Below are 17,286 nucleotides of genomic sequence, written 5' to 3'. Positions count from 1 at the left end.
AGTTTTCCTGTTACATCTTTGACTAATATTTTGTGTATTATATTTTAAAAATTATATTTTTAGGAGTGATTTCTGTGAAGGTATTTGTAAAAAAGCATATTAATTGTTTGTCGATATGCTTTTTGATTTTAATATCTGTTGCCTACATGAAATTATGGTTTTCAGTAGATGAAAATTTTTCGTTGAATTTAGTTAATTATAATTTTAAAGACTTATTATATTGGGATTCAATTGATGTGCATCCACCACTATACTATATTTTTTTAAAGGTATTTTTATCACCATTTCATGGTGACTTTATACAAAAAATGATATTGTCCAGAGTATTTTCGCTAATAACTTCATTGATAGCTTTTGTATATATAAAGAAAATTATTAATTATTTTGAAATTAAAATAAAATGGGGCTTTTCTCTTGCTTTATTTCTAATTATTCCAAATGTCATTGGAATAGATAATATGAATTTATCTACTTTGATGAATATCCGTATGTATTCAATGGCGTCTATGTTTGTAGCTATGACGTTTTATTATTTGTTAAGATTTAAGACATTTCATAGGATTAATAACTTGATTTTGACTTATATATCAGCTGTTTGTGCATCATATACGCATTATTATTCAGCATTTATGGTTGGAATATTATTGATATCTTATCTTATTGTCTTCTTTAGAAGTAAAGAATATAAGAAATCAATATACATACTTATATGTGGATTCTTTGTAATGCTATCATATGTTCCTTGGGTATTATATGGAATGACAAAACAATTTAGAGATCTACCATATAGTCAACCATTTTATAAATTCGCTCTTGAAGCTTTATTTGCTGCGGGTCTAATTATATTATTTTGCTGGCCTTGTGTTAAATTGTATAGGGAATTAAGTGATACAAAGAAGGTTGATTTGTTAATCATTATATACACTAATTTAATTGTTCTAGGTACAACATCATTGTACTCTTTAATTAAAGATCCAATATTTTTATTTAGATATATTTATCCATCATTAATAATCATTGAGTTAATTTCATATTCCTACTGTTTTAATAAAATTTCAAAAAAAGATATCATTATTAACAACAAGGTAGCAAACAAGATAATTTGTTTTGTTCTTGTTTTTGGGATTCCTGCATTTTCAATAGTTTCTTTTGTACATGAAGTTGTTAGAGTTGTTCCAATATCTGCAATGATTTATAAGAATGACAGAATGCTATCTGAACAAAAAGGTAAAGATGTTAATATCAGTTACGTAAAGAACTATATTAAGCCGTATGACATAAATCATTCTATGTTGAACTATGATGTTCAATATAGTATGTTTATTCATCATGAAGGAAGGAAAACTATTGTAAATGATAAGAAAAGAGCAGATATTGACAATGGTGTTCCAAATGCAGTTCATAGAAAAAATGTTTTTTATGTTAAATAATTGTATAAAGTAATATAAAAGCACGACAATAACGTCTCACTTTTATATGTATGTTTTGACTAATTTTACACTAGTAACAACACAATGAATTATTAATTAAGTTATACTTATATTTTAATAATTAACCTTTTTAGAATTGGATAGATGATATAATTACTAAGATTAAAAATAATAAAATTGAAAGGTGTTCAACGCTATGGAGAATAAGGGAAGCATGAGTTCTTTAGAAGAAATCAGCAAGACTATTCGTATATTTATAAAACATTTAAAATTAATTATAACAACAACAATCATATTTACAGGAATTTTTACAGTGGCCGTTCTTTATGTTGTTAAACCTAAATACCAAGCTAGTTCAGAGATTATTGTTAATCAAAAACTTGATAAAGATGCTCAGGTTACTGAACAGCAACAAGTTCAAACAACTGATTTGCAGTTAGTGAATACATATAAAAGTGTTCTAAATAGCCAAACTGTTGGTGATTCAGTAAGGAAAAAAGTAGGAAATGGTAACTATAAAGACAGTTCTTTAAGCGTTACAACTGATACTAGTTCTCAAGTTATAAATATTAATGTTATATCTCACAATGCTAAAAATGCAGCTAGAATTGCAAATGAAACGGCGAAGGTTTTTAAAGATAAAATAAAGAATATTATGAATGTTAACAATGTTTCTATTATTTCAAAAGCCCATGAATCTAATCAAGCAATCTCGCCAAAAAAAGGCTTGAGTGTGATAATTGGATTTATTGTTGGGATAATTGTCGGAATGTTCTTATCTTTATTTAAGGAGCACAATGATAAAACAATCCAAGATAGAAGTTTTATAGAAAACGAGTTGGGGTTAGTTGATCTTGGTGTAATAAGTGATATTGATATGAAAAATATAAAAAAACAAATAAAAAGAAAGTGAAAAGGGGGAGCTATTTATGAAGACTTCTAAGAATAAAGCAAAAAAATTAAATAATGACAGTACTAAGTACGGCGTGAACTTAGTGTCAGATTTATATCCAACTTCAGATATTGCTGAACAATTTAGAACTGTAATGACTAATATATCCTTTACGAATGTTAACGATAATATAAAAAGTCTAATGATTACTTCTGGTGATCCTTCCGAAGGAAAATCGACGTTTGGTTCTAATTTGGCTGTCACATATGCTAAGCAAGGGCGTAATGTTATTTTAGTGGATGCTGATATGAGAAAGCCAACTGCACATAAAACTTTCAATTTGAGTAACAGAGAGGGTTTATCTACAATTCTCTCAGGTCATTCTAAAATAGAGGATGCAATAAAGTACACAACTATTGATAACTTAAATGTGATAACAAGTGGACCAATTCCTCCTAATGCTTCTACACTATTGGGCAATAGAAGACTGGAAGATATTGTTCATAAGTATAATCAACCAAATGACTTAGTCATTATTGATGTTCCTCCAGTCAATACCATGACTGATGCTTCCATTGTTTCTACAATAGTTGATGGAACAATTTTTGTAGTTCCACAAGGAGTTGCTGAAAAAAAGAGGACAAAATTAGCAGTTGAGCAGCTTAAGAAAATAAACGCTAACATTATTGGTGCTGTTATGAATATGTCTGAGGATGATTTAACTGATAATTATTATTATTACTATTCAAAATAGGTGGGAAATAAAATGATTGACTTACATTGCCACATGCTTCCATTTGTTGATGATGGCGCAAATACAATTATTGAAGCATTAGAAATGGGCATAGAAGCAAAAAGGGAAGGTATTAATAAAATTCTTTTGACGCCTCATTATATGGATGGGGAATATGTTAATCATAAAAAAGACATTGTCCCAGCTGTCAAAAATTTGCAGAGAATATTCATTGATAATGGAATTGATATTGAGCTTAGAGCTGGACAAGAAATTCATATTAACGGTGAATTAATAAATCAAATAGAGAATGATGACATCCTATATCCAGATAAAAATACAAAAAGATATATTATGTTTGAATTTCCACATGGCGGTATTCCAAAATATTCTAATGATATAATTTTTGAGCTGAAACTTAGAGGAATAACACCAATAATTGTGCATCCTGAAAGAAACATGGGTTTTCAAAAAAAACCTTCTATGCTATATGATTTGGTATCGCAGGGGTGTTTAACTCAAATAACAGCTACAAGCTTTACAGGTGGATTTGGAAAAAGAATTCAAAAATTTACGGATGAAATTGTTGAAGCAAATTTAGGATTTGTTTTTTCTTCTGATGCTCATAACTTAAAGGGACGACGTTTTATGATGGATGAAGCTTTTTCAAGATTAGAAAATAAATATGGTAGTTCTGTTGTTAATGAATATAAAAGAAATTCTGAGTTAATTTGGAATGGAGATAATGTAAGTATTGGTGATATAGATAGAATTAAAAATAAAAAAAGATTTTCAGATTTTTTGAGAAATATCTTCTAAAGACATTAAGATATTGTGGATTATGATAAGTTGAATAAAACTTACAAGTTAGGATAGAAAAAATGAGAATAATGTATGTCAACACTCTTGGAGTTTGGGGTGGAGTAGCCACATATTTAATGCCTATTATTAAAGAACAGGTGAACTTAGGTAACGAAGTTTATTTAGTAGTAGGCAATCAAGGTGAACTTACAAACAATGTACAGAAAAATATACCTGAAGTGAAAATAATTTTTTTAGATACGATGCAGAGAGAAATCAAACCATTAAGTATCCTAAAATCTATTTTTAAATTTAGAAAATTAGTTAAAGATCTTAAACCTAATATAATTCATTTGAATTGTATAATGGCTGGATTAATAGGTAGAATTGGATCTTTGTTTTTGAAAAGTAAAATTGTTTATAACGCACATGGTTGGGCATTTGAGCCTGGTACTAGTAAAAAGTATAAATGGCCGGCAATAATTATTGAAAAGATTTTATCATATTGTACCGATGCAATAATTTGTGTTTCAAATTATGAAAAAAAAATAGCGGATAAATATAGTATATTTAAAAAAGATAATCAGGCTATTGTAATTAAAAATGCATCTAGAGATTTTGGGTTATCACATAACAAAATCCGCCCCAAAGATGGATCCTTTACAGTCACAATGTCAGCAAGGTTTTGGGAACAAAAAAATCAATTACTCTTAATAAAGGGATTTGAAAAGTTTATAAATAGATACCGTGAAAAAAATCAGTTTAAATTATACCTTCTTGGTGATGGGCCAAAGTTAAATGAGTGCAAAGAGTACGTAAAAAATCATAATATGGAGAAATTCATAGAATTCACTGGAATGGTGAATAACGTAGACGAATATTATTTTAAATCAGATGTTGTGGCATTGATTACAAATTATGATGCTATTGCAATAAGCCTTATTGAAGGATTATCGATGTCAAAACCTTTAATAGCAACTAATACTTGTGGTGTTCCTGAAAACTTTTACGAAGATTTCTCTAATGGATGCTGTATTAATAATACGGTTTCTGATATTGATATAGCATTAAATTATCTTTTCAGTAATCCTGAAATCAGAAGACAGATGGGTGAACTTTCAAGGAAATTATATGAAAGAGATTTCAAAATAGAAAAGAATATTAGTCTGCATAATAATTTGTATGAAAACTTACTAAAAAAATAGGGGTAGTTTGATGATATCAGTCATAATGTCAACCCATAATAGGGGAAAAAAAATAAAAAGAGCAATTGAATCTATTTTAAATCAATCTTTAAAAGATTTTGAATTTATCATTTGTGATGATCATTCTGATGATGATACTTTAAATATTATTAAGAGATACTCTGAGATAGATAGTAGAATAAAGATTATAATTAATAAAAAAAATATTGGATTACAAAAATCACTTAATAAGTGCATAAAAGAATCGTCTGGAGAATATATAGCGAGAATGGACGATGATGACTACTCATGTAGCAATAGACTTGAAAAAGAATTAGAATATATGAAATTGTCCGGGGCAGATTTTGTTGGTTCTAACATTGACTTTTTTTCAAATGAATTGGGAGTATATGGACAAAAAGTTTATCCAGAGAAGCCGACAAAGATAGATTTAATAAAATCATGTGTCTTTTGTCATCCTAGTATATTAATTAAGTCCTCTATTATTAAAAAATACGGAGGGTATTCTGAATCTAAAAAACATCTTAGGGTCGAAGATTATGAATTGTGGTTAAGACTATATAAAAATGGTTGCGTTGGACAAAATATTCAGGAACCTTTATTAGTTTATACAAAAGATATAAATTCCATAAAAAATATAAGATGGGTTGATAGAATACATGCATTTAATTTATTAAATGAGTATTTTCACGACTTTAAATTATCTTATGGTTATTATCTATTTATTGTATATCCATTAATTAAGTTTTTAATTCCAACAAGAATGAGGACATTAATTAACTATATAAAATATAAAAAATAATTCAAAATCTTAATACTAATAGTGAGGAGCACTAATATTGATATCTTTAGAATTAACCTTTTTACTCTTTTGTATATTCTTAGTTTCACTAATAGTTAATAGGAATATAATTTTTCCATCAAATATACTTATATTGAGTTTCTTAGTTGCAGCTATTTGTAACACTATTATTATGAATGTTTTAAATAGTGATATAACAAATGAAACAATGTGGATTATTGTTATATTCGTTTCATTATTTTTAATATTCTCATGGGTTTCATCAATTATTGTGAAGAGTGATCTTTTTAATAATTACATTCCAAATAAAAGTTATTCAAAGAATAAAAAAATTTATCATTTGGATTTAAAATATTGGAAAATCATTTTTCTTTTATGTATACAGTTGTTAGCACTAATAATATTTGCTTATGAATTTCACAAATATATCGGTAGCTTTACATCTGATAATCTATCAGTTTATAGAGGATATAGTTTGTCAGAAAAAAGCCCATTTCCATCATGGGTTAGTATGCTGTCTAATGTGTCGGTAATGATATCTTATGTGTCTATTTATGTATTTATAAATAATATTTTTTCAAAAAAGAAAGATAAAAAAAGAAACTTTATACTTTTTTTATCTTCTGTTGCCAGTTTGCCATTACCTATAATGAGTTCATCAAGATTCACAGATGTAAGTATCATACTATTTTCGTTGGTGTTATATATACATTTTGAATATTATCATAATGGTAAATTAGGTAAATCTTTTTTTATAACTTCTTTTATATTAGTATTAGTTTTTTACGTGTTTCAATATTTGGGAACTATAATAGGACGTGGTCAATATAATCAATTATCGTTTGTTTACTATTATGGGGGAGGTATTTCCCTATTTGATAATTATATAAGAAATCCATTTATATTGAATAGTAATGCACCAGGCTATCAAACTTTTGCTAATGTATACAATCTTTTAAAAAAAATAGGAGTACTTGATTTTTCATATAACAGATCTTATCCATATGGTTACGTTAATGGAATAGGAATAGGAAATGTATATTCATGTTTATTATCATATTTTTATGATTTTGGATACGAAGGAGTTATGATAATGTCTTCAATATTTGGAGCCATATTTGGGTATATGTTTGAAAAAGTTAAATCAATTAAACTTAGTGGAATAAAAGTTTCTGTAATATGTTATTTTTATATTACATATACCCTTGTTTTTTCTCCCTACTCAGAAAACATTGTATGGAATCTTTTATCTGTTGGTCTATATGAGAATCTTTTATTAATATTTTTAATAGCTAGGTTTTTGGATTATAAAGTACAAAATAGAGGGGAATAAATGAAAAAAATTTCAAAACTAAATGACTATATAAATAAGAACAATGTTATTTCTTTTGATATCTTCGACACTCTTATAAAAAGAGATGTACCAAATCCACATGATACTTTTGATTTTGTAATAAGCAAGTTTTTAAATAAACCTTTCGAAAGAAATAGTAACTTCAGAAAAGTTAGAGTAAATGCTGAAAATGTAGCTAGACAAAAATCTAGTAGAAATGAAATTACAATAGAAGATATTTATGAAAATATTGAAGGTTTTAATAGTGAAGAAAAAGAAAGATTAATAAAATTAGAATGTGAATTTGAAGAAAAATTTTGTAAGAGGAATGTTGATTTAAAAAAATATTATGATTTATCAATTTATTTAAATAAAAAAGTCATAATAACGTCTGATATGTATCTTCCCAAAAAAACTATAGAAAACATTCTTAAAAGTAACGGATTTAAAAATTATGACAAATTATTTTTATCTAGTGATATGCAATTAACTAAATCAAGTGGACAACTTTTTGAGTTAATTAACAAGGAATTCCCTAATGAAAAGAAACTTCACATTGGTGATAATTTCAAATCGGATATTTTAAATGCAAAAAAAAATAAAATCAATCCATTTTACATAAAAAAAGATAATTATAAATTATCATTCTCTAGTAGGAAAGATAATGACATTATCTCCAATTTTATAAATAATGGCTTGAATGGGGATTATTATCATGATTTTGGGTATGAATGTTTAGGACCATTACTTTTATCATTTTCAAAATGGTTAAATGGTGAAATAGAAAAGAATGGTGTTGGTAAACTATTTTTTCTTGCTAGAGATGGAAAAATAATGAAAGATGCTTACGAGATATTATATTCGGATAGAAAAATTCAATATTTGCTTGCATCTAGAAGGGCTTATACAATTCCAAGTTTGTTTAAATATAAAAATGTTAAAAGTTTTTTTGACCATACTTTTACTAGTAATTATATAACGATCCCATATGTTGCACATAAAATGGGTATATCTATTAATGATAGTATTCCAATACCGGAAGATTTGGATATGAATAAAAAATACAAAGACATAGATGAAATTTTATCTAAAGATTTGGAAAGAAATTATATAATTGATTTATTTAACTTTGCTAAAAAAAATTCTAAAAAAGAAAATGCATTAATGAAAGATTATTTATATAGAAACAAAGTGGATGAAAACAGTGCGATTGTTGATATAGGATGGTTTGGAAATATGCAGAATGCATTGCAATCCATTGTAGAAAAGAAAATAAACGGTTACTATCTGGGTGTGAATGATGAGACACCATACAGTGGAGCACAAAAAATGAAAGGGTTCCTTTTTGATCAAAATATTAATTTAAAAAGACAATATGAGATTAGAACGTTTATTGGGATACTTGAAATGTTATTTAGTAGATATGACAAAGGATCATTAATAAAATTTATAGATAGTAATGGCGTTATTTTACCTTTATATAAAAATAAAGAATATGAATCAGAAACGCTTTCTTTTTCATGCTTAAGTAAAATTCATGAGGGTGCATTAGCTTTTGTAAAAGATTATAAGACATCATCTCTTTTTGATTATATAGACATTAGTTCAGAAGAGGGATCATCTAGGTTAATTCATTTTGGGTTACGACCTAGGAAAAAAGATATTAATATGTTTTCAAGTATTCACAAAAAAAATGACATTCGTAATGAATTTTTGCATTATAGAAATTTTTGGTATTATTTAATTCACCCCAGAGTATTCAATGATGACCTTCAAAGCTCTTGGTTTTCAGGGTTTATTTACGAAATAATAGGTATTAAAATCCCATTTTCAGATTGTTATGTGAATTGGAAATTAAAAAAGAGGAGAAAGATTTGAATAAATACAGGTTTTACCATTTTCTATTTTTTTTAGAGAAGGCTTTGTCAAAATTAAATACGTTACTGTCAAGAAAAGTAGAGTCTTTTATGTATAAAAAGATTCGAAAAAGACTTATTTCATATTTTAAAATAGCTGAGCATAATTTACATGAAGCGGATGAGATTAGTGGAAAGATAGTTTGGGTTTTATGGTGGCAGGGATTTGATAACGCCCCGGAAATAGTTAAAGCTTGCGTAAATTCTGTTATTAATAACTATGACGGGAAGGTTGTTTTAGTTAACAAATATAACGTAAAAAAATACACTGACATATCAGATGATATTTATGACAAATTAGAAAGTGGTTACATTACTAAAACTCATTTTTCTGATATAGTAAGATTTAATATTTTAAAAAATTATGGTGGGTTATGGATTGATTCAACTATTCTATGTACTAAAAAATTTGAACATTCAATGTTTTCTACTTTTTATACATCCAAGGGAAAGGAAGATTCTTATCCATATTTTATGAAAGGAAAATGGACGGGGTTCCTTATAGGAGGTCGTAAAAATGATCCTACATTCCAGTTTATGGACGAGTTCTTTAAGGTATATTGGAGTGAAAATTTGCATTTAATAAATTACTTTTTAATAGATTATGCTCTTATGTATGCTTATGAAAGGAATATAGGTGGATTATCAACATATGTTGATAATGAGGCTATTAATAATAATCCAAAATTATTTGAATTGAGTAATTTACTTAATTCTATTTTCGATAAGGAAAATTATAACAAGTTAATAAAAGATACAGATTTTTTTAAGTTGACTTACAAGAAAAAATTTAAAAAGGGGAACGGAACTTTCTATGATTTTTTGATTTCCTGTGATAATAAAATTAACTTTAAAAAATTGAATAGATATTAATGCTTAATTTAACTATGAACAGTAAAAATTAAGAAAAACATTTTATTTACATTCGTTTCTCAATTTTTTTTTTTGTTTTTTTATGTAATAATCTCATTAATTCTTTCCGAATTTATTGGTATGCTTTATTTTTCTATTGGCAATTTTTTGTATTTTATTCATCACATGTTGGTTTAGCATGTTTCGGAATAACATAGGAAATATATTTAGAAACTTGAAGAAAATCTTAGATTTATTGGAAATTAAAATAGATAAATTATTTTGTTTATTATGAGTGTATATTTAGCATTTGAATATTTTAATTGGTTTACAGAATTTGTATTTTAGACAACTGCAATCTTTACAATTAACTATTGCAAGTGAAATTATATTTTATAATATTTTTATTTATAGATATATTTATACAAATAGGAGATATTTATGGAAAAAAGATTTTTAAAATTAATAAAGTTACTAAGATATATTAGGGTTATGTATTATAGTCACATTCTAATCAAGTTTCGTATCGATAAATTAAAAAATTTTTTAGGGAAATATGATATTAAAAGTATTGAGGAAACAGCAGAAACATTAGCTTCCACCGAAAAGTCTATTGGTAGATTTGGAGATGGAGAAATAGCGTGGATTTATAAAAAACATAATAATCTATCTGACTTTCAAGATGTATCAGATCGATTATCCCAAGAATTAATAAGGGTTTTAAATTCTAATGATGATGATTTCTTGATTGGAGTTCCAAATCAATTTAAAAGCTTGGATGGGTTGACTTCTGTTCCTAAAAAATTTTGGACTATGTATATCCTTAAAAATATGGTTAGAATAGACAATATACTTGACGAAAAAAATATATATTTCAATGCAAGTGTTACTAGACCATATATAGATTTTTTAACAAGTAAAGAAGCTGATAAAACATTCAACATAATTAAAAAAATATGGGAAAATAAAAATATACTTATTATAGAGGGAGAAGAAACAAGGCTAGGGTATAAGAATGATCTTTTTAATAATGCTAAGAATGTAAAAAGAATAGAGTGTCCCCCAAAAAACGCTTTTAATTATTATGATATTATCTTAAACAAAGCGTTAACCTTCTTAAGTGAAAATGAGGACTATATATCGTTAATTGCACTAGGACCTACTGCAACGGTTTTATCGTATGATATATTTAAGTCGGGATATAGAGCTATAGATATTGGACATATTGATGTTGAATATGAGTGGTATTTATTAGGAGCAAAAGAAAGAATTAATTTACCTGATAGATATGTAAATGAGGTAAAAGATGGTCACTCGGCATCTGAAATTAATGATAATGAATTTGATAAAACTATCATTGCAAGAATTAGATGATTAAGTGGTAAAGAGGGTAAATTATGAATAATAATATTTTTTTAAAAAATGCTATTAACATGATATTAAGCAATATGCTAACTTTATTAATAAGTTTTTTATCTGCCTTTGTAACACCAGTTATATTAGGACATGATCAATATGGATATTATAAAATATTTACCTTGTATATAACCTATGTTCCACTCTTACATATGGGATTTGTTGATGGAATTTTAATTAAATATGCCGGTAAAAATCTTGAAGATATTTCAGTTGAAAAATTTAGGAGCTATACAAAATTCTTTTTTCTCTTTGAATCTATATTATCTTTAATGATGATAATGATCTCCTTAATAATACCAGTTGGGTTACCTTATAAGAAAATTTTTATCGCAGTTTCTATATACTCTTTATTGTTGAATATGCTTACCTACTTTCAATTTTTTTCTAAATGCATAATGAAATTTAGTGAGCTTGCCGCTACAACTAGATTGCAATCCTATATAACTTTTGCATATTTGGCATTTGCATATGTAACCTATAAGTTTGATATATATAAAGTAAATGTCATATATTATTTAGTGTTTATGTGTTTAACGGTATTAATTGTTTTAATTTGGTATGTGTTTACCTATAAAACCATCGTTTTTGGAAATAGAAAATCAATAAAAGATGAAAAATATGAAATAATGGATCTTTTCAAAACGGGATTTGCCGTGATGTTTTCATATCAGGTTATAATGTTTATTATTAATGCTGATAATCAATTTATATCAACTTTTTTTAGTGTATCAGATTATTCAACATATGCTTTTTCATATTCATTAGCATTTATATTAGTAACGGTATTTGGTGCCTTAACTTCTATATTCTTACCATATATGAAAAAAGCTGGGGAAAAAAATATTATTGATAAATATGATGTAAATTTATCAGTTATTTGTTTATTGATTTTTTGTATTATAATTTCATATTACCCTATAAGATTTATCGTAAATAATTATTTGGCTAGTTATACTGAATCTGCTAAATATTTAAGTATTGTATTTCCAGGAGTTGGCATTACTTGTATTATACAATCTTATTTCTTTAATAATTATATACTTTTAAAAAAAATGAAATCTTTTTGTACAATATCACTGATTAATTTAGGGTTTGACTATCTTATATATTATATTTTTTACCTTTTATTTAAAAATATTTTTATTATAGCTTTGCTATCTATACCTCTGTTATTAACTTGGTATTTATCTCTTGAATTATATACTAAGATATTGATAAAAGTAAAAATTATAAATAATCTAATATATGTTACTTTAATGTCATTTTTATTCATATTCATAAACCATTTATTTAATTATTATATTGGAATGTATATATATATTTTACTTTATATAATCATTACGATGCTTTTTTATCATAAAATAGTATTAAAGTTGCTGAAATCGTTTATTAATTTAATTCATATATATTAATCTATAAAATATTATTTTCACTAATTAGTTGAGGGAGAGAGTAATTTGAATAATTCCTATTGGAAAAAGAATCTTTGGATTCTATTATTTGGAACATTTCTAACTGGAATTGCTTTCAGTGAAGTTATTCCATTTCAACCATTATATATTTCTGAATTAGGTACTTTCAGCAAGAGCGAATTATCATTATGGAGCGGAATTGTGTATGCTTCATCTTTTGTAGTTGTGATATTCACTTCAGCAATGTGGGGAAGATTTGCTGATAGGCATGGTAGAAAGAGAATGGTGTTACAAACATCTTTTGGATCTGCAGTAACACTTTTCCTAATGTCCTTTTGTACAAACGTATGGGAGTTACTAATTCTAAAATGTTTACAAGGATTTTTTGATGGAGTTATTCCTAACTCAATTGCTCTTGTTGCTACTAGTACACCAAGAAATAAGACCGGATATGCATTAAGTTGGCTATCTACTGGATATACAAGCGGGTTCCTAGTGGGACCTATTTTTGGGGGATTGTTAGTTAGAGTACTAAGCATTCGGGTTTCTTTTATGGTAACAGGTCTTTTGCTTTTCTCGTTTTTCTTATTGACCTATTTTTTTGTAGAAGAACATTTTAAGCCAGATCCAGCCAGATTGAAAGAGAAGAAAGAATCGTTTATAAAAATCATCAAACGTTTTCCTAATACACATTTCGTTGTATGGATATTAATTATCTCAATTGCACTTCAAATTATGAATAACTCTATCAATCCTTTAATCACTTTGTATGTTAAAGAATTGATGCATAATGCTGGTGGTGTTTCTGTGGTATCTGGTATTGTTGCGGCAATGCCAGGTATTGGAATGGTGTTAGTTTCACCTTGGTTTGGAAGAATAGGTGACAAGTATGGTACCAACAAAGTATTAACTGTTGGATTTATTCTTGCTATTTTATTCATTTTCCCACAAGGATTTGCACCAACTGTATTATTCTTTGGAGTGTTTAGATTTTTGACAGGTGTTTCCAATGCAGCCATTTTTCCGTCTGTTCAAACTTTGTTGGCGAAGGGGACACCCTCTGAATCAACTGGAATGGCCTTCAGCTTAAATCAAGGAGCTCAAGCTATTGGTATTTGTATTGGATCATTAATGGGAAGTATTATTTCATCTATTTGGGATTACAATGTAGTATTTTATGTCAGTGCATTCATAGTATTACTTACATTTATCCTTGTTGAAATTAAAGTTCCAGAACTAAGACATTCCAACGGATAATTTAATAATAAAAACATTAAAAAAAGACCCTTAGAGGTCTTTTTTTTACAGATATCGTTTTGAAAATATTAAATCTTTATAAAAATAATAGCCACGTTGATTACGTTTTGATGATATTATATAATGTATCTATTATGAAAATGTAATTAGCAAATGTTTTTTTGTTCTATAAGAGGGATTTATAGGGATAAAAGATGTTTATAATTTTTATTAATATTTATATACAAGATATGTAAATTAACTATGTTAGAAGAATATTATAATTAATGTTTTATTAAAAAATCGAATAGGAGTAGTTTTAATAATGGAAAATAAAAAGGTACATTACAAGATGTATAAATCAGGTAAGCTTTGGGTAACTGTTGCAATTAGTACTATTTCACTAGGTTTAGCTGCATGGAGTAGTAACTTAAATGTTAAAGCAGCCAGTACTGACTCACCAAGCGTTACGATTATGAAGGCTGACAATAATGATAAGCACGAACAACAAAGCAATGCCGCAAATACTGTTTCACCAGCTAGTCAACAAAGTAGTAGTGCACATAGTACTTCAACTTCAAATCAACAAGTTAACGTTTCTGTGAATACATCTAATCAATCAAATGTTACTTCAAATTCCGTAAACGTTGCTCAACCAGCTAATAGTTCCAACTCTGCAAGTAGCGTTGTAAATAATTCTAGTGATCCTAAATATGATTTTAACTATGCCCCTACTTTTAATCCGAAGTTCAATCAAAACTTCCATTATAACAATCCACAAGGTTTCTCCAATGATATCCAAAGTATCGTTCCAAAATTGGATGAGAATGGTAAGGTGAAGTACTGGGAAGTATATTATTTAGGAACTCAATATCCAAATAACTTTAATTACTCAAGTCACTGGTATGGTTTGAAGACTACTGATTTTGTTAACTTCACTCCAATCTCAAATCCAGATAATCCTACTTCAAAAGATAATGTTGCTATTCCTGATGCAGCCTATAAGGATGAAAAAGGTAACTCTGTAGAAGTTGCTGATAATAACAAGAATGGTATTCCATGGGAATATGTTGCTACAGGAACAGTTATTAGTAACAATGCAATTAACAATAAACCATTATTTACAAAAGATGAATGGGGTAATTTAATTGACAGTGATGCAGAATTAGCTTATTTTTCAACTTTTGGAAACAATGGTACCCAAAATGGAATATTCTTAGCATATAAAAATAAAGATTCCCAATTTCACCCTTACAGTAGTGAATACGTAGTTTCTTCAAGTATTGTAGGTAAACAACCCAGTACTGATTTTAGAGACCCATATGTTACAAATAATGGAAAACAATTAATCATGTACGTTGCAGGTGGTCTTAACCATAAAATGTTTACTTTAACTAGTTCTGATGGTGTTAATTGGAAACATAATATAAAAGATGACGTTCAACTTGATGGATTAGTTGAGACCCCTAATATTCAAACAATTAGTGGTCAAACTGTGATGATTTATAGTGCCCAACCAAGTATTTCTAATAAGTTAGGATTTACAAAATATGTCACTGGATATATTGATAATAATGGTATTTTTAAACGAACGGGTGCTATTAAAAATCTAGATGATGGTTCTGATTTCTACGCTGGTAACTACGTAAAAGTTGATAACGATACCGTGGCAAATATTGGGTGGTTAGGAGATTGGATTTATACCCCAAGCATTTGGAATGAAAGTACTTTCCCAGGTGTTTTGCATGCAGGATCGTTTACAATGTCAAGAGCTCTTCAATACAATGGCAAGGAAATTACATCAATTCCCGTTGAACCAGGGCAAAGTAAGTTAGATTCAAAAAACAAAGTTAAATCTACAAAAGATGTTATTAAGGTGCAATCTTCCAAAAAAGTTGAAATTGATTATGCAGATGGGAATAAGAAAAATGTATATCTAGTTAGGAACTCTCATAATAAAATAACAATTTCATTTTCTAATAATAAGATGACTGTTACTAGAAAAGAAGATAAAAATGTTGTTAAAGGAATGAATGTAACACTTTCAACATCATTAAATAACGTTAAGATTAAACGAGTAATTTTATATGTTGATAATTCTTCAGTAGAAATTTATCTTCCACAAATCAAAAAAATGTTTACTTTAGAAGATATTGCTAATGAAAAGTCTAATCAGGCATATTCATTAATGACTGACAAACCTGGAAGTGTTAATGTTTATTCATTTACCGGATCTGTAGATAGTAATTACGTAAGTGGCTTATACTCAAGTGTTCAAAACACATTAAACAATCTAAAGACTCGTTTTGGCTCTGAAGCATCTCAACTTTCATCCATTTACTATGCTAACAGAAACCTAAAGAATGCTCTGAACTACATTAATAAAGCTGCAGGGATGAATAATGATGCCACTGCCAATATCTACTTAGCAATGGCTAATTACTACTTATCCAATGCGGCGTACTGGAATAATGAAACTAGTTCATTGAAGACTGATGCAAATTCAGTTGCAAATCGTAATGCATCAAGGTTAAATCAGGCAAAATTATCATACTCTAAAGCAACAAACGAATTAGATAAAGCAAAACGTAAAATGAACAAAAAGCATTCACGTGCTAACGTTAATGCTTACAATAAAGCTTTAAATAATTATAAGAACTCACAAAGTAAGTATGAATTATTTATTAAGATGGTAGGCAAGAATTCATCATCTGCTCTTAAAGATACGAGAAGTAAGGCTAAAAAAGCCAAACAAAAGGTTCGCTCTGATAATTCTCAATTGACTAAGTTGAGAAAAGCTATGAAGAAACATCATAGCAAGAAGGAAGCTAAGAAACTATTTGCGCAATACAATAAGTTACTAAAGCAGTCAAAAGCGAATAAAAAATCATATTCAAAATTATTGTATAAAGAAGGATTGATTGTTAAGTATTCAAAAGCTATTTCTACAATTAATCGTAATCAAAAGTCATTAAAGACTACTGAGTCAAATGTTTCTAAAGCTAAAAAGGCCGTTAAGAAGCATAATACAAGAAAGAATCGTTCTAATTACGATAAGTTGGTTAAGCGCGTTAAGAATTTGAAAAATTCAATTAAAAATGCAGAAAGTTACATCACTAAGAACTACACAGTTTTTAAATAATACGTTTTATAAATAAAAAAGAGACCCTTAGAGGTCTGAACTGAACCCCTTGAGTTGGAGAAATCTAACCTAAGGGGTTCTTTTATGTTTTCTAAAGAATTAAAATTAGCTGC

Annotated in this window: 13 protein-coding genes; all 13 read left to right on the top strand. The window is 27.6% G+C overall.

The window, feature by feature from the left end; all coding sequences use genetic code 11:
* The first annotated feature begins 74 nt into the window (after positions 1–74).
* The 13 genes from FD688_RS01695 (at position 75) to FD688_RS01635 (ending at position 17,173) form a co-directional block, all read left to right on the top strand.
* The gene (locus FD688_RS01695; RefSeq protein ID WP_138741559.1) at positions 75–1,430 is read left to right on the top strand and encodes a glycosyltransferase family 39 protein; all 1,356 of its coding nucleotides are present in this window, start codon (positions 75–77) and stop codon (positions 1,428–1,430) included.
* 196 nt (positions 1,431–1,626) lie between these two features.
* Complete coding sequence (locus FD688_RS01690) at positions 1,627–2,343, top strand: YveK family protein (protein WP_138741558.1); 717 nt, start codon at positions 1,627–1,629, stop codon at positions 2,341–2,343.
* A 16-nt stretch (positions 2,344–2,359) separates the two neighbouring features.
* Positions 2,360–3,076: a CpsD/CapB family tyrosine-protein kinase gene (locus FD688_RS01685; RefSeq protein ID WP_138741557.1), complete on the top strand. Its 717-nt coding sequence runs from the start codon at positions 2,360–2,362 to the stop codon at positions 3,074–3,076.
* A 12-nt stretch (positions 3,077–3,088) separates the two neighbouring features.
* Positions 3,089–3,874 (top strand): tyrosine-protein phosphatase, encoded by a 786-nt coding sequence (locus tag FD688_RS01680; RefSeq protein ID WP_138741556.1) that lies wholly within the window; start codon positions 3,089–3,091, stop codon positions 3,872–3,874.
* A 71-nt stretch (positions 3,875–3,945) separates the two neighbouring features.
* Positions 3,946–5,061, top strand: a complete 1,116-nt coding sequence (locus tag FD688_RS01675) for a glycosyltransferase (RefSeq protein ID WP_190242869.1) — start codon at positions 3,946–3,948, stop codon at positions 5,059–5,061.
* Between the two features lie 25 nt (positions 5,062–5,086).
* Complete coding sequence (locus FD688_RS01670) at positions 5,087–5,863, top strand: glycosyltransferase (RefSeq protein WP_190242868.1); 777 nt, start codon at positions 5,087–5,089, stop codon at positions 5,861–5,863.
* A 37-nt stretch (positions 5,864–5,900) separates the two neighbouring features.
* Positions 5,901–7,196 carry an O-antigen polymerase gene (locus FD688_RS01665; RefSeq protein ID WP_190242867.1) on the top strand — a complete coding sequence of 432 codons (1,296 nt, stop codon included), beginning with the start codon at positions 5,901–5,903 and terminating at the stop codon, positions 7,194–7,196.
* Entirely contained in the window at positions 7,197–9,074 is a 1,878-nt protein-coding gene (locus FD688_RS01660) for an HAD-IA family hydrolase (protein ID WP_138741552.1), read from the top strand.
* Positions 9,071–9,985, top strand: a complete 915-nt coding sequence (locus FD688_RS01655) for a capsular polysaccharide synthesis protein (protein WP_138741551.1) — start codon at positions 9,071–9,073, stop codon at positions 9,983–9,985. Before FD688_RS01660 ends, FD688_RS01655 begins: the two co-directional genes overlap by 4 nt.
* 420 nt (positions 9,986–10,405) lie before the next feature.
* A complete protein-coding gene (locus FD688_RS01650) occupies positions 10,406–11,338 on the top strand; it encodes a GT-D fold domain-containing glycosyltransferase (protein ID WP_138741550.1) in 933 nt (310 codons plus the stop codon).
* A gap of 23 nt (positions 11,339–11,361) precedes the next feature.
* Positions 11,362–12,795 (top strand): oligosaccharide flippase family protein, encoded by a 1,434-nt coding sequence (locus FD688_RS01645; protein WP_138741549.1) that lies wholly within the window; start codon positions 11,362–11,364, stop codon positions 12,793–12,795.
* A gap of 45 nt (positions 12,796–12,840) precedes the next feature.
* Positions 12,841–14,052, top strand: a complete 1,212-nt coding sequence (locus FD688_RS01640; RefSeq protein WP_138741548.1) for an MFS transporter — start codon at positions 12,841–12,843, stop codon at positions 14,050–14,052.
* A gap of 304 nt (positions 14,053–14,356) precedes the next feature.
* Positions 14,357–17,173: a KxYKxGKxW signal peptide domain-containing protein gene (locus FD688_RS01635; protein WP_138741547.1), complete on the top strand. Its 2,817-nt coding sequence runs from the start codon at positions 14,357–14,359 to the stop codon at positions 17,171–17,173.
* Positions 17,174–17,286 lie beyond the last annotated feature (113 nt).

This window comes from Apilactobacillus kunkeei, assembly GCF_005930975.1.
GTDB lineage: Bacteria > Bacillota > Bacilli > Lactobacillales > Lactobacillaceae > Apilactobacillus > Apilactobacillus kunkeei_E.
The sequence above is the reverse complement of the archived record's forward strand: the minus strand, read 5'-3'. Positions and strand labels throughout refer to the sequence as shown.

Coding starts and splice junctions, on each gene's coding strand:
- FD688_RS01690 (WP_138741558.1), top strand. CDS start 1,627: ATGGAGAATAAGGGAAGCATGAGTTCTTTAGAAGAAATCAGCAAGACT.
- FD688_RS01685 (WP_138741557.1), top strand. CDS start 2,360: ATGAAGACTTCTAAGAATAAAGCAAAAAAATTAAATAATGACAGTACT.
- FD688_RS01680 (WP_138741556.1), top strand. CDS start 3,089: ATGATTGACTTACATTGCCACATGCTTCCATTTGTTGATGATGGCGCA.
- FD688_RS01675 (WP_190242869.1), top strand. CDS start 3,946: ATGTATGTCAACACTCTTGGAGTTTGGGGTGGAGTAGCCACATATTTA.
- FD688_RS01670 (WP_190242868.1), top strand. CDS start 5,087: ATGTCAACCCATAATAGGGGAAAAAAAATAAAAAGAGCAATTGAATCT.
- FD688_RS01660 (WP_138741552.1), top strand. CDS start 7,197: ATGAAAAAAATTTCAAAACTAAATGACTATATAAATAAGAACAATGTT.
- FD688_RS01650 (WP_138741550.1), top strand. CDS start 10,406: ATGGAAAAAAGATTTTTAAAATTAATAAAGTTACTAAGATATATTAGG.
- FD688_RS01645 (WP_138741549.1), top strand. CDS start 11,362: ATGAATAATAATATTTTTTTAAAAAATGCTATTAACATGATATTAAGC.
- FD688_RS01635 (WP_138741547.1), top strand. CDS start 14,357: ATGGAAAATAAAAAGGTACATTACAAGATGTATAAATCAGGTAAGCTT.